The sequence below is a fragment of the Streptomyces hokutonensis genome (genome assembly GCF_042751305.1).
GTDB classification, from domain to species: Bacteria; Actinomycetota; Actinomycetes; order Streptomycetales; family Streptomycetaceae; genus Streptomyces; species Streptomyces hokutonensis_A.
In genome coordinates, this window is record NZ_JBHYWD010000040.1 from 1 (window position 1) to 12,886 (window position 12,886).

General features: G+C 70.2%; 12 protein-coding genes and 1 pseudogene. 4 read left to right on the forward strand and 9 right to left on the reverse strand.

Annotated elements, in window-relative coordinates; translation table 11 throughout:
• Positions 1-377: 377 nt before the first annotated feature.
• Positions 378-1,385 carry a stage II sporulation protein M gene (locus ACFXC1_RS49395; protein ID WP_381256553.1) on the reverse strand — a complete coding sequence of 336 codons (1,008 nt, stop codon included), beginning with the start codon at positions 1,383-1,385 and terminating at the stop codon, positions 378-380.
• 128 nt (positions 1,386-1,513) lie between these two features.
• Between ACFXC1_RS49395 and ACFXC1_RS49400 the strand changes: the two genes are divergently transcribed.
• Positions 1,514-2,563, forward strand: a complete 1,050-nt coding sequence (locus tag ACFXC1_RS49400; protein WP_381256556.1) for an RDD family protein — start codon at positions 1,514-1,516, stop codon at positions 2,561-2,563.
• 53 nt (positions 2,564-2,616) lie between these two features.
• Here ACFXC1_RS49400 and ACFXC1_RS49405 read toward each other — a convergent pair whose 3' ends face one another.
• The gene (locus tag ACFXC1_RS49405) at positions 2,617-3,231 is read right to left on the reverse strand and encodes a hypothetical protein (RefSeq protein WP_381256559.1); all 615 of its coding nucleotides are present in this window, start codon (positions 3,229-3,231) and stop codon (positions 2,617-2,619) included.
• A gap of 163 nt (positions 3,232-3,394) precedes the next feature.
• Complete coding sequence (ahcY, locus tag ACFXC1_RS49410; RefSeq protein ID WP_381256562.1) at positions 3,395-4,852, reverse strand: adenosylhomocysteinase; 1,458 nt, start codon at positions 4,850-4,852, stop codon at positions 3,395-3,397.
• 334 nt (positions 4,853-5,186) lie between these two features.
• Between ahcY and ACFXC1_RS49415 the strand changes: the two are divergent.
• Together ACFXC1_RS49415 and lepB are read left to right on the forward strand one after the other, a co-directional pair.
• Positions 5,187-5,336 (forward strand): annotated as a pseudogene (locus tag ACFXC1_RS49415) (PTS sugar transporter subunit IIA); the annotation flags it as partial.
• A gap of 130 nt (positions 5,337-5,466) precedes the next feature.
• On the forward strand, positions 5,467-6,141 hold the full coding sequence (lepB, locus tag ACFXC1_RS49420; RefSeq protein WP_381256565.1) for a signal peptidase I: 675 nt from the start codon (positions 5,467-5,469) through the stop codon (positions 6,139-6,141).
• 64 nt (positions 6,142-6,205) lie between these two features.
• Here lepB and ACFXC1_RS49425 read toward each other — a convergent pair whose 3' ends face one another.
• From ACFXC1_RS49425 to ACFXC1_RS49450, 6 genes are all read right to left on the reverse strand, one after another.
• Entirely contained in the window at positions 6,206-7,189 is a 984-nt protein-coding gene (locus ACFXC1_RS49425) for a cation diffusion facilitator family transporter (protein ID WP_381256568.1), read from the reverse strand.
• Positions 7,190-7,373: 184 nt separating this feature from the next.
• Complete coding sequence (manA, locus tag ACFXC1_RS49430) at positions 7,374-8,525, reverse strand: mannose-6-phosphate isomerase, class I (RefSeq protein WP_381256570.1); 1,152 nt, start codon at positions 8,523-8,525, stop codon at positions 7,374-7,376.
• Between the two features lie 97 nt (positions 8,526-8,622).
• A complete protein-coding gene (locus tag ACFXC1_RS49435) occupies positions 8,623-9,750 on the reverse strand; it encodes an SIS domain-containing protein (RefSeq protein WP_381256573.1) in 1,128 nt (375 codons plus the stop codon).
• Between the two features lie 31 nt (positions 9,751-9,781).
• A complete protein-coding gene (locus ACFXC1_RS49440) occupies positions 9,782-9,952 on the reverse strand; it encodes a Trm112 family protein (protein ID WP_019072213.1) in 171 nt (56 codons plus the stop codon).
• Between the two features lie 206 nt (positions 9,953-10,158).
• Complete coding sequence (locus ACFXC1_RS49445; protein ID WP_381256576.1) at positions 10,159-11,529, reverse strand: phosphomannomutase/phosphoglucomutase; 1,371 nt, start codon at positions 11,527-11,529, stop codon at positions 10,159-10,161.
• A gap of 179 nt (positions 11,530-11,708) precedes the next feature.
• On the reverse strand, positions 11,709-12,146 hold the full coding sequence (locus tag ACFXC1_RS49450; RefSeq protein ID WP_381256656.1) for a DUF3499 domain-containing protein: 438 nt from the start codon (positions 12,144-12,146) through the stop codon (positions 11,709-11,711).
• Between the two features lie 279 nt (positions 12,147-12,425).
• On the opposite strand from ACFXC1_RS49450, the gene ACFXC1_RS49455 reads away from it, so the two are divergent.
• A complete protein-coding gene (locus tag ACFXC1_RS49455; protein WP_262064244.1) occupies positions 12,426-12,875 on the forward strand; it encodes a metallopeptidase family protein in 450 nt (149 codons plus the stop codon).
• Positions 12,876-12,886: the final 11 nt, after the last annotated feature.

The following is a 12,886-nucleotide window of genomic DNA, read 5'->3' on the forward strand; positions in this document are numbered from 1 at the left end:
ACGCTTCCTTTGTACTCACCCTCTCGGGCTTTCCTCCGGGCTTTTCCCTTCGGTCTTGCGTTTCCGACTCTATCAGACCGTTTCCGGTCCCGATTTCCTCGGTGCTTTCCAGGTTCCCGCTTCCGCGTTTCCCTTTCCGGCGACTCCGACTTTATCAGAAGTTCCGGGCCGGACTTACCGGCCGCTCTTTTCCGATTCATCGGGAGTGTGGCTTCTTTGGGAATCGAAGTTCCCAGAAGCAGACAGACACTCACTGCTGCCGACCGGATCAGATCCAGTTCTAGGCAACTGTTCGAATCTACCTCCCCGACCGGTCCGTGTCAACGGCTCCTTTGGGGCGAAGAGGAGACTAGCAGCTCAGCGGGAGTACCCGCACATCAGGCGGCCGTAGGGACGGTCGAGCTGCGTTCGGCTGCCTCGACGTCGCCCGTCTCACCAGCTCGTACGGCACGGCCGCCCAGGACGTAGACGTATGACAGGAAGGCGCCTTCGGCGATGACGCCGATTCCGATGCGGGCCCAGGTGGGGAGGCCCGAAGGGGTGACGAAGCCTTCGATGCAGCCGGAGACGAACAGGACCAGGGCCAGGCCGATGGCCATGCCCACGGCGGCTCGGCCCTCTTCCGCCAGGGCCGTGCGGCGCGAGCGTGGGCCGGGGTCGATGAGGGTCCAGCCGAGGCGCATCCCCGTTCCCGCCGCTACGAAGACTGCCGTCAGTTCGAGCAGGCCGTGCGGGAGGATCAGGCCGAGGAATGTGTCGAGTCGGCCGGCCGACGACATCAGGCCGATGCCGACTCCGAGGTTGAGCATGTTCTCGAAGAGGATCCAGAGGACCGGTAGGCCCAGGAAGACTCCCAGGACCAGGCACATCGCGGCGGCTTGGGCGTTGTTCGTCCAGACCTGCGCCGAGAAGGCGGCTGCCGGGTGGCTGGAGTAGTAGGTCTCGTACTCGCCCCCGGGACGGGTGAGTTGGCGCAGTTGACTCGGGGCCGCGATGGAGGACTGCACCTCGGGGTGGGTGCCTATCCACCAGCCCAGGAGGATGCCGACTGCCGTCGACAGCAGCGCGGTGGGGACCCACCAGTGGCGTGCCCTGTAGACCGCGGCCGGAAAACTGTGCCCCAAGAAGTGCGTGACATCACGCCAGGAGGCGCGACGGGTTCCTGTCACCGCACTACGCGCGCGTGCCACGAGTTGGCTGAGCCGACCTGTGAGCTGGGGGTCCGGGGCGCTGGACTGGATCAGGGAGAGATGGGTGGCCGTCCGCTGGTAGAGGGCGACGAGTTCGTCGGCCTCGGCGCCGTTCAGGCGACGCTGGCGGCCGAGCAGCGCGTCGAGGCGGTCCCACTCGGCTCGGTGGGCCGAGACGAAGACGTCGAGGTCCATCTGGTTGCCTGCTCCTCGGCTGCTCGTCGACTGCTCGTTGGGGATCAGCTTGTCGTACTGGGGCGCGATGTGCCCTCAGCTTGGCAGACTGGCAGTTCCAGGGGCAGGGCAGGGGAAGGGCGGCGGGCGTGAGTGAGCTGGTGACGGGCGAGGCGGTGGCGCTGGAGTTGCGCCCCGCGAGGCTGCCCAGCAGGGCGCTGGCGGTGTTGCTCGATCTGATCGTGGCGATGGCCGCCTACATCGGTGTGAGCGTGGCCCTGATGTTCTCCACGGCCTCTTTGGACGACGCGGCGCAGATCGCGCTCTCGATCGCGGCCTTTGTTCTGGTGCTGGTGGGCGCGCCCATAGCGGTGGAGACGCTGAGTCATGGGCGTTCGCTCGGGAAGCTGGCGTTCGGGCTGCGTGTGGTGCGGGACGACGGCGGGCCGATCCGGTTCCGGCACGCGCTGGTGCGGGGTGCGATCGGTGTGGTCGAGATCCTGATGACGTTCGGGACCGTCGCCTGTATCGCCTCGCTGGTTTCGGCACGTGGCCGACGGCTCGGAGATGTGTTCGCGGGCACTTTGGTCGTACGGGAAAGGGTTCCCGCCGGGCAGACGTCCTTTGTGCCGCCTCCGCCGATATGGCTGACGGGACGTTTCGCCGAGCTTGATCTGTCCGCCGTTCCCGATGGATTGTGGCTGGCCATCCGGCAGTACCTGACGCGGATGCAGCAGTTGGATCCGCAGGTGGGTTGGGCCATGGCCGAGCGGCTTGCCACGGATCTCGTGGCTCGTACGGGAGCCCCGGCGCCGCAGGGTGTTCCGCCGGCCGCGTATCTGGCGGCAGTTGTGCAGGAGCGGCAGGAGCGGGACATGCGGCGGACCTTCGGGAACCGTGGGGCGGGCGCCTATTCAGCGACTCAGGCGTTCGGGGGCGCACGGGCCGGCGGGTTCAGGCCGGGTACCGGTGTGCCGGGCGCCTTCGGCAACTCGGCGCTTCAACCGTCGTCGGCTCCCCCTCAGCCTTCCGGCTCTGCTCCCGTTGGCTGGTCGGCCCCAACCACTCCTCCTTCGCCCTCCGCAGGCGGCACGGGAGCCGATCCGGTTCCGCCCGCGCCCGGTCCGCAGCCCCCGGCGCCGCAGAAGGCATCGCCCGCCGAGCCTCGGCCCTCCAGCGGCTTCGCGCCGCCCGCCTGAGCCACCTCACCAGCCGGACCGGAATCTCCGCGGCCGACGGGGAACGGCGTCGCTCAGCCGAAGACGGACGGCGGCGACTCCAGCTCCTCCAACTCGATGCCGGGGGCCGCGAGCACGACGTCGCCGGCGATGTGCACGGCGTGCTGCTCGCCCGTGTCCAGGGCTGTGACCTGGTATTCGTCCAGGGTCAGAGGGCCGTTGTCAGTGCCGTGTGTTTCTCTTTTCAGCAGAGTCCAGGACTGGTCCACGGTGCGCGGGGCGAGGACCGGGTCCGTGAAGGTGACCAGGCGGACGCGGGTCGCGGCGGAGGAAGGGGTGAGGCGCAGGAGACGAGCGGTGGCGATGAGGAACGCGGGGGAGGTGCCGGTGAAGGCGTGGGCGCGCACATTGCCTTCGGCGGCATCGGTGCCGGTGGGGTCGGTGCGGACCCAGGTGACGCCGTCGAGGGCGGCGCCGCGCACCTGCCAGCCCGCCGCGTGGAGTTCCAGTCGGATGGGGCGGCCGAGTTCGTCGAGGGTGAGGTCGACGGAGCCGTGGTGATCGCCGGAGTGGGCGGTGAGCTGGGAGACGTAGCGCCAGCCGGAAGGGCCGGGGGCGCACTGGAAGTGCTCGTCTGCGAAGGGGGTGTGATCGTGCGGATCGTGGAGCGAATATCGGCCGCGGGGCATCGGGGTCCTGGGTCTTGACGGGCCGGTCCGGCCAGAGGAACCAAAGGGGCAGGCCCCCGACACGGGGGTGCGGGGGCCTGCCTCGGAGGATCTGCTGCTGAGGACCCGCCGCTGAGAACCGCGTCAGTGCACGGACGCGGTCACAGCGGACGGTGTCGTCGGCTCAGTAGCGGTAGTGGTCGGACTTGTACGGACCCTCGACCTCTACGCCGATGTACGCGGCCTGCTCGGGGCGGAGCGTGGTCAGCTTCACGCCGAGCGCGTCCAGGTGGAGGCGGGCGACCTTCTCGTCGAGGTGCTTGGGCAGCACGTAGACGTCGGTCGGGTACTCCTCGGGCTTGGTGAACAGCTCGATCTGGGCCAGGGTCTGGTCCGCGAAGGAGTTGGACATCACGAACGAGGGGTGGCCGGTGGCGTTGCCCAGGTTCAGCAGGCGGCCCTCGGACAGCACGATGAGGACCTTGCCGTCGGGGAACGTCCAGGTGTGGACCTGCGGCTTGACCTCGTCCTTGACGATGCCCGGGATCTGCGCGAGGCCGGCCATGTCGATCTCGTTGTCGAAGTGGCCGATGTTGCCGACGATCGCCTGGTGCTTCATCTTGGCCATGTCCGCGGCCATGATGATGTCCTTGTTGCCAGTCGTGGTGACGAAGATGTCGGCCTTGTCGATGACCTCGTCCAGCGTCGTGACCTGGTAGCCGTCCATCGCCGCCTGCAGTGCGCAGATCGGGTCGATCTCGGTGATGATCACGCGGGCGCCCTGGCCGCGCAGGGACTCCGCGCAGCCCTTGCCCACGTCGCCGTAGCCGCAGACGACCGCGGTCTTGCCGCCGATGAGGACGTCGGTGGCGCGGTTGATGCCGTCGATCAGGGAGTGGCGGCAGCCGTACTTGTTGTCGAACTTCGACTTGGTGACGGCGTCGTTCACGTTGATCGCCGGGAACAGGAGGGTGCCGTCGCGGTGCATCTCGTAGAGACGGTGAACACCGGTCGTGGTCTCCTCGGTCACGCCGCGGATCTCCGAGGCGAGCTGGGTCCACTTCTGCGAGCCGTCGCTGATGGTGCGCTGCAGGACCTGGAGGACGACGCGGTGCTCGTCGGACTCGGCGGTGTCGAGGGAGGGGACCTTGCCGGCCTTCTCGTACTCGACGCCCTTGTGGACGAGCATGGTGGCGTCGCCGCCGTCGTCCAGGATCATGTTCGGGCCGCCGGTGGGGGTGTTCGGCCAGGTCAGCGCCTGCTCCGTGCACCACCAGTACTCCTCCAGGGTCTCGCCCTTCCAGGCGAAGACCGGGATGCCCTGGGGGTTCTCGGGGGTGCCGTTCGGGCCGACGGCGATAGCGGCGGCCGCGTGGTCCTGGGTGGAGAAGATGTTGCAGGACACCCAGCGGACCTCGGCGCCCAGGGCGACCAGGGTCTCGATGAGGACGGCGGTCTGCACGGTCATGTGCAGAGAGCCCATGATGCGGGCGCCGGCCAGCGGCTGGCTGGCGGCGAACTCCCGGCGGATCGACATCAGGCCGGGCATCTCGTGCTCGGCGAGGGTGATCTCCTTGCGGCCGAACTCGGCCAGGGAGAGATCGGCGACCTTGAAGTCCTGTCGGTTGTCGACAGTCGTCATTGCGAGGTACTCCTCGGGGTTGGGGCGAGGTGGGTACGGCTGGTCTGCGCGGCGGCGGACACAGGGGTGCCCCAAGGAGGACACAGGCATGCCCGCGTGCGCGCAGCGCAGTCCGTCGGAGGCCCTCTCTCCCTCGGCCGGTCCGCGGTGGGACCGCCCGACCGCCATCAGCAGCGACGTCTGGCTCCGTCCCAAGTTACACCGGTAGGACCGGCGGCCCCAGTCCGCTCCGGACAGTTCCAGCCGAACCGAGCGGCCGCCCGGCATCGGACCGGGCTTCGGGGAGCCCGCCGACGGGGTGCGTACGAACGTCGGGGGGAAGGGCGCGGACGCGGAGCAGATCGCGATTCCGCATGCCAGGACGGATGCGGTAAGTGCGCCGGTCGTCGGGTTCGCGCGGTCGGCGGAGGGGGTTGGGTGGAGCTCGCCGGACGGTACGAAGGCCCGGCTGGTGTTCATGATCGCCGTACCGGAGGCGGCCGCGGTCGGTGTGCTGAGCGAGGTCGGTCAGTGGCGGCGGGCCCGCGGCTGTGGCAGGTCGCGGACACGCACAGCCTGTTCACAGTCGCCCGCTACTCTCTGCGCCGCGGAAGTGCCGCACGGGGAGGGAAACGATGTCGGGCAAAGGGCGGGGACTGGGGATCGCGGCAGTGCTGGTGGGGCTGTTGGGGGTGGTGCTGGCGCTCGGCTCCACCGTGTACGCGCGGAACTCTTACGGGAGTTCCACCATCAGCAGCCAGAGCATGGCGCCGACGTACAAGCCGGGTGACCGGATCATCTTCGAGAAGGTGGGCGGCAGCGAGGTGCACCGCGGTGATGTGGTGCTGTTCTCGGCGCCGGACCGTTACGGGTTCAGCGGGAGTGTGGTGCAGCGGGTCATCGGGGTGGGCGGCGACGAGGTGGTGTGCTGCACGGGCTCGGGCACGGACGCGCGGATCACCGTGAACGGAAAGCCGCTGTCGGAGCCGTATGTCGACCAGGGCGATGTCGACGGTGTGCACAAGACGTACGACGTGAAGGTCCCGGAGGGGCGGCTGTTCCTGCTCGGCGACAACCGTTCCAACGCGATGGACTCGCGATTCTTCGCGAGCGATCACGACGGGACGGTGGCCGAGTCCGCCGTCCGGGACCGGGTGACCGACGACCGTACGGTCGCCTTCGTCATCGGGTCGGCCGTCATCGCCGGGGTCGTACTCGCCCTGGTCGGGATCGGCCTGGGGATCGCCGCGTTCGTCGTACGGCGACGGAGGGCGGCCCCGGTCGCGCCGTGGCCCGTGCAGCAGGGGTAGCGGGACGGGGAGGGCCCGTCCGTCGAATGTCCCGGCGGGCCCTGCTGTCGTAGGCGCCGGGGAGTCAGTGTCCGGGCGCCGGGTGCTGGGCCGGGCCTCCGGGGGTGGCTTCGCGGTCGGGGCCCTTGGTGGCTTCGGACTCGCTGTAGATGTCGGGTTCGAGGTAGATGACGCGGGCGATCGGGACGGCTTCGCGGATACGGGACTCGGCGGCGTTGATCGCGGTGGCGACCTCGGTGGCCGTGTCGTCGTGCTGGACGGCGATCTTGGCGGCGACGAGGAGTTCCTCGGGGCCGAGGTGGAGGGTGCGCATGTGGATGATGCCGGTGACGGTGTGGCCGTCGACGATCGCGGCCTCGATCTTCTGGACGTCCTCGATGCCGGCGGACTCACCGAGCAGCAGCGACTTGGTCTCGGCGGCCAGGACCAGCGCGATCAGGATGAGCAGAATGCCGATGCAGAGGGTACCGATGCCGTCCCAGACGCCGTCGTCGGTGAGCAGGGCCAGGCCGACGCCGCCGAGGGCGAGGACCAGGCCGATGAGCGCGCCGAAGTCCTCCAGGAGGACGACCGGCAGCTCGGGTGCCTTGGCACGGCGGATGAACTGCGACCAGGAGTGCGTGCCGCGCAGTTCGTTCGACTCCTTGATGGCCGTGCGGAAGGAGAAGCCCTCGGCGATGATCGCGAAGACGAGGACGCCCACCGGCCAGTACCAGTGCTCGATCTGGTGCGGGTGCTTGATCTTCTCGTAGCCCTCGTAGACGGCGAACATGCCGCCGACCGAGAAGAGGACGATCGAGACGAGGAAGGCGTAGATGTACCGCTCGCGGCCGTAGCCGAAGGGGTGCTGCGGGGTGGCCTCGCGCTGGGCCTTCTTGCCGCCGATCAGGAGCAGTGCCTGGTTGCCGGAGTCGGCGAGGGAGTGGACGCCCTCGGCGAGCATCGAGGACGAGCCGCTGAAGGCGAACGCCACGAACTTCGATGCCGCGATCGCGAGGTTGGCGCCGAGTGCCGCCACGATCGCCCTGGTGCCGCCTGACGCGCTCATGTGTTCGCGGTGTCCCTTCGCCTTCGTACGTCTGTGCCGGGCGTCCAGGTCGGACATCCACGTCGGACGTCTGCCCCGGACACCTGCCCGGATGGGTCGTCCGGCCGTCTTTGCCCGTCCTTTGCCGGTGGGCCATTCTTGCAGCCCTGCCCGGCGGCGGCTCGTCAGGTATCCACAGGCCCGGTCATACGATCACAGTGGCCCGGAAGACCGTGCCGACTCCGGACACCTCGGCCTTGTCGCCGGCCGCGACGAAGACCGACTGGCCGGGGGCGAGTTCGAACTCGCCCGCCGTCACCGCACCGGCCGTGCAGAGCAGGATCTGCGGGGTGTCGAGGGTGAGGTCGTGGACGCCTGTGCCCGCCGGAAGGACGTACCGGGACAGCCGGAACTCGTCGATGGGGGTCTCGTAGACCTCCTCGCCGTCCGGGGACGCCTCGGGGCGCAGCACTCCGGGGTCGCCCGCCTCGAAACGGACGACGCGCAGGAGCTCGGGGACGTCGACGTGCTTGGGCGTCAGGCCGCAGCGCAGGACGTTGTCGGAGTTGGCCATGATCTCGACGCCGAGCCCGTTGAGGTAGGCGTGCGGGATGCCGGCGCCGAGGAACAGGGCCTCGCCGGGCTGGAGTCGGACGTAGTTGAGGAGCATCGCGGCGATGACGCCGGGGTCGCCCGGGTAGTGGTGGGCGATCTCGGCGTAGGGCGCGTAGTCGCCGCCCAAGCGGGTGCACGCGGCCGCCGCCGCGGTGACCGTGTGGCGCATCTCCTCGGGGTCTGCGGTGAGGATCGCCGTGAGGACCTCGCGCAGGGCGGCCTCCTCGGGGTGCGCGTGCAGGAGGTCGACGTACGGCTTCAGGGAGTCGACACCGAGGCCGGCGAGCAGCTCGGCGGCCTCCAGCGGGTCGCGGAAGCCGCACAGGCCATCGAACTCCGTGAGCGCGCAGATCAGTTCGGGCTTGTGGTTGGCGTCCTTGTAGTTGCGGTGCGGGGCGTCCACGGGGATGCCCCGGCGCTCCTCGTCGGCGTAACCCTCCTTCGCCTGCTCCAGGTTGGGGTGCACCTGGAGGGAGAGCGGGGCGCCGGCGGCGAGGATCTTCAGCAGGAAGGGCAGCCGGGGGCCGAACTTCGCGACCGCCTTCTCGCCCAACTCCCGCTCCGGAGCGGCCTCGACGACCTCGACGAGCGTCCCGCGCGCGGTGCGCGAGGGTGCGCCCGGGTGCGCGCCCATCCACATCTCCGCCTGCGGCTCACCGCTCGGCTCCACCCCGAGCAGCCTGGGGATGGCGGTGGTGGAACCCCAGGCGTAGGTGCGGATCGTGTTGTCGAGGCGGTCCATACGAGTCTCTACCGGTTCTCTCTGCGTACGACTGGGGTATGACGTGGGTTCGCACCCCGGACGCCGTTCTACGGCGCTCAGGGCTTCGACGACAAGATCAGGCGCCTGAAGCGAGCGCCAGGTAAACGGCGGCGAAATCCGTCATGGCGATCAGCTCCGCGAGGGTCTCCAACTCGCCGCCGTCCTCGGGCTCCAGCTCGCTGATCGGCGTGTCGTGGCTGAGGGCCAGGTCACGGGCGGTCGGGGCGGCGGTGAGGCCGCCGATCGGACGGTCCCGGAGCAGCACCACGCGCGCGTGCAGCGCGGGTGCCTCGTCGACGCGGTCGCGGAAGAAGTCGTCCGGGTCGGCGCTCGCGGCGAGCGGGCCGGCCAGCAGGGCGTTGTGCTCGGCGAGCGCCTCGGGCAGTTCGGCGACGAGCGCGGGGCGGCCGGCCAACTCGGCGAGCGCGGCGGCGAATCGACGGCCCGCCGGACCTGCCGACGCACCCTCCGTCCAGATCACCGGGAGCGAGTCGGCGAGTTCGGCGGCCAGGGTCTTGGCGGGATTGCTGTACGTCACGACGGCGGGCCCGCAGCGCTCGGCGACCTGGTCGAGACGGTCGGCGACCTTCTCCAGGGCCTCCGGAGGCGCGCTGAGCAGCCCGGTGCGGTCCAGGATCGCGAACAGTGGGGTGAGCAGCGCCCAGAGGACTCCGGGGGCGGAGGCGGCCAGCGGCTCGTCGTGCTCGTACGGTGCGGTCGCCATCGGTACGAAGAGGCCGTGGGCGCCTTCCACGGCCTCCGTGAGGGGGCTGCGGGACGGGGCCACGGCGACGACGGTGCAGCCGCGGCGGTAGGCCTGTTCGGCGAGCAGGGACAGGCCGGGTTCGCTGCCGTCCGGGGTGGTGATCAGCAGCAGGTCCACGGAGCCCGCCCAGCCCGGGAGTTCCCAGCGCAGGGCGCCGGCCGCAGGGGCCACGCCGGTGGGCGCCAGGCGGGTGACGGGGCTGCTGGCGCCGGCGAGCTTGCCGAGCAGGTCGGCGACGCAGGTGGCGGCAGCTCCGGGGCCCGCGATCAGGATGGCGCGGGGGCGGCCGTCCGGTTTCAGGTCGTTGACGCCGGCCTCGGCGGCGTGCCGGGCGGCTGTGCGCACCCTCGCACCGGCTTCGGCGGCACCGCGGAGCAGGGCCCGGCGGTCGGCCTCGGCCAGTGCGTCCGGGGAGTCGAGCAGCGATTCGTCGAGCATGGGCGGCGGCCTCCGATCGCGTCGTCGTCGGTTACGCGGGGTGCCGGGCCTCGTCGACGAGGAGGACGGGGATGCCGTCCCGTACGGGGTAGGCCAGGCCACAGTCCTCACCGGTGCAGATCAGCTCGGTGTCCTGCTCCTTGAGGGGGGCGTGGCAGGCCGGGCAGGCCAGGATCTCCAGGAGGCCGGCTTCGAGCGGCATGGGGTGTCCCTCCGAGGGGGTGTCTTCGACTGTCTGCGACGCTTTGGCGGATGTGCCTGGTCAGGGTACCGCCGGTGGGAGGTGTGCGCCGGGGTTGGGGAGGACGTCCCCGGGGGCTGCGCCCCCGGGCCCCCGTCGGCCTGAACGGCATCGTCCTCGAACGCCGGACGAACGGAAACCTCCCGACCGGCATCGAGAGGAAACCGTCAGCCCCTGATGATCCCCAGCACCTCGTCCCGCACCTTCCCCATCGTCGCCTCGTCCCGTGCCTCCGTGTTGAGGCGCAGCAGCGGTTCCGTGTTCGAGGGGCGGACGTTGAACCACCAGTCGGCGGAGGTGACGGTGAGGCCGTCGAGTTCGTCGAGGGTCAGGTCGTCCTGGCCCTCGTAGGTGGCGCGGATCGCCGCGAGGCGGGCCCCCTGGTCATCCACCGTGGAGTTGATCTCGCCGGAGCCCACGTAGCGGTCGTACTGGGCCACGAGGGCGGAGAGCGGGCCGTCCTGGCCGCCCAGCGCGGCGAGGACGTGGAGGGCGGCCAGCATGCCCGTGTCGGCGTTCCAGAAGTCCTTGAAGTAGTAGTGCGCGGAGTGCTCGCCGCCGAAGATCGCGCCGGACTTCGCCATCTCGGCCTTGATGAAGGAGTGGCCCACGCGCGTGCGTACCGGTGTGCCGCCGTTCTCCCTTACGACCTCGGGGACCGACCAGGAGGTGATCAGGTTGTGGATGATCACGCCCGAGCCGCCGTTCCTCGCCAGCTCGCGGGCGGCCACCAGGGCGGTGATCGCGGACGGCGGGACCGGGTCGCCGTTCTCGTCGACCACGAAGCAGCGGTCGGCGTCGCCGTCGAAGGCGATGCCGAGGTCGGCGCCCTCCTCGCGGACGCGCGCCTGGAGGTCGACGATGTTGGCCGGGTCGAGCGGGTTGGCCTCGTGGTTCGGGAAGGTGCCGTCCAGCTCGAAGTACATCGGGACCAGGGTGAGCGGCAGGCCGGCGAACACGGTCGGGACCGTGTGGCCGCCCATGCCGTTGCCCGCGTCGACGACGACCTTCAAGGGGCGGATGGAGGTCAGGTCGACGAGGCCGCGGAGGTGCGCCGCGTAATCCTCCAGCGTGTCCCGTTTCGTGATCGTTCCCGTCGGGCCGGAGACCTCCGGGGCGCCCGAGTCCAGCCAGGATTCGACGAGTTGGCGGATCTCGGCGAGGCCGGTGTCCTGGCCGACGGGGGCCGCGCCCGCCCGGCACATCTTGATGCCGTTGTACTTCGCCGGGTTGTGCGAGGCCGTGAACATGGCACCCGGGAGGTCGAACGCGCCCGAGGCGTAGTACAGCTGGTCCGTGGAGCACAGGCCGATCTCGGTCACGTCGACGCCGCGCGCCGCCGCCCCGCGTGCGAAGGCGGCGGACAGGCCGGGGGACGAGGGCCGCATGTCGTGCCCGGTCACGATCGCACTGGCGCCGGTCACCTGGACGAAGGCCGCCCCGAACAACTCGGCCAAGGACTCGTCCCACTGGTCCGGGACGACGCCCCGTACGTCGTACGCCTTCACGAGCTGCGACAAATCAGCAGACACGGCCATCCCTCCGGAAAGTCCTATCGGTCGCCCCAAACTACCCGCAGGGACCGACAGCGCGACGCGCGGAAACTGAGCCGTCCACAGACTCTTACCTGAGCTCTGGGCAACGCCACGCACGGCGGGCCCCTCTCAGGGGCACGGGCACGGTGGGGATCGTTGAACGAACTCCCCGACAGGCCCCGTCAGTTGTCCGGCGAGCGCAGCACCCGCAGATGCCCCCGGCGCGCGACCTCCATCGGATCCGCCGTACGAGCCCCACCCATGCCCCCTCCGCCGGCCCCGGCCGCCCGCTCCTGCGGACGAGCCGCCTCGCGGACCGCGTTGGCAAGCGCTTCCAGGTCGTCGCCGCTCGGGCGGGCCGGAGCGGAGCTGTCGAGGAGGCGGACGACCTCCCAGCCGCGGGGCGCGGTGAGGCGCTCGGAGTGCTCGGCGCACAGGTCGTAGCAGTGGGGTTCGGCGTAGGTGGCGAGCGGGCCGAGGACCGCGGTCGAGTCGGCGTAGACGTACGTCAGCGTCGCGACGGCGGGCCGGCCGCAAGCGGTGCGCGAACAGCGACGTACAGGGCTCACGACGTTGGACGGTACCGCACTCTTGAGCGGGCCGCGACGACTCTCCCCCAGGTCACTCCACCGTGTCGGGGTGTGAAACGCCCCACACACCTCTCCGGCAACACACCACTGACCTGCGCGAACACCCCTTCTCGGGATCTCGAACAGGGTCGGGTCCGGTCATCACTCGGCACAAACACCGTCAATTGCCTTGAGAGCGACGGTCTTGGAGACATACGGAATCGAGCCCAACCTTGGCCGGAATGGTCATCCGGCGACATGGCGCCCGAGCGCCCGGACGGCGAGTGGAGTCCGGCGGCGGGAGCTGACGGGGACTACGCTTCACCAGTGATGGACACCCCCGTACCGCCCCCCGCCGCCGGCCCCGGGCCCCGCCGCCGCGATCGCCACGGCCGGGGCATGCGCGGCCCGATCGCACCGCCGCAGGTTCCGCTGGCCGCGAGCCGGGCCGAGGCGTTCGCGGATCTGGTGCAGGACTCCGTGGAGCGTCTGGAGCGACGCTGGCCGCAGCTGGCAGACATCGATTTCCTCGTCCTCGAAGTCCCTCGACTGGGTGGTGCGGGCGAGGGCTGGAACGACGAGTCGGTGCCCCTGGGGGGCACGATCGCCGCCCGTGAGGGGCATCCCGCGCGCGTGGTGATCTATCGGCGGCCGGTCGAGATCCGCACGAAGGGGCGCGACGAACGCGCGGCCCTGGTCCACGAGATCGTCGTGGAGCAGGTCGCCGAACTGCTGGGCCTCACCCCGGAGACGGTCGATCCGCGCTACGGGGAGGACTGAACCCTCCCCGC

What these genes read in the sequence shown, in the direction of transcription:
- ACFXC1_RS49440 (WP_019072213.1), bottom strand. Translation starts at nt 9,952, where the DNA reads ATGCCGCTCGAAGCCGGCCTCCTGGAGATCCTGGCCTGCCCGGCCTGC.
- lepB (WP_381256565.1), top strand. Translation starts at nt 5,467, where the DNA reads ATGTCGGGCAAAGGGCGGGGACTGGGGATCGCGGCAGTGCTGGTGGGG.
- ACFXC1_RS49425 (WP_381256568.1), bottom strand. Translation starts at nt 7,189, where the DNA reads ATGAGCGCGTCAGGCGGCACCAGGGCGATCGTGGCGGCACTCGGCGCC.
- ACFXC1_RS49405 (WP_381256559.1), bottom strand. Translation starts at nt 3,231, where the DNA reads ATGCCCCGCGGCCGATATTCGCTCCACGATCCGCACGATCACACCCCC.
- ahcY (WP_381256562.1), bottom strand. Translation starts at nt 4,852, where the DNA reads ATGACGACTGTCGACAACCGACAGGACTTCAAGGTCGCCGATCTCTCC.
- ACFXC1_RS49435 (WP_381256573.1), bottom strand. Translation starts at nt 9,750, where the DNA reads ATGCTCGACGAATCGCTGCTCGACTCCCCGGACGCACTGGCCGAGGCC.
- ACFXC1_RS49455 (WP_262064244.1), top strand. Translation starts at nt 12,426, where the DNA reads ATGGACACCCCCGTACCGCCCCCCGCCGCCGGCCCCGGGCCCCGCCGC.
- manA (WP_381256570.1), bottom strand. Translation starts at nt 8,525, where the DNA reads ATGGACCGCCTCGACAACACGATCCGCACCTACGCCTGGGGTTCCACC.
- ACFXC1_RS49445 (WP_381256576.1), bottom strand. Translation starts at nt 11,529, where the DNA reads ATGGCCGTGTCTGCTGATTTGTCGCAGCTCGTGAAGGCGTACGACGTA.
- ACFXC1_RS49395 (WP_381256553.1), bottom strand. Translation starts at nt 1,385, where the DNA reads ATGGACCTCGACGTCTTCGTCTCGGCCCACCGAGCCGAGTGGGACCGC.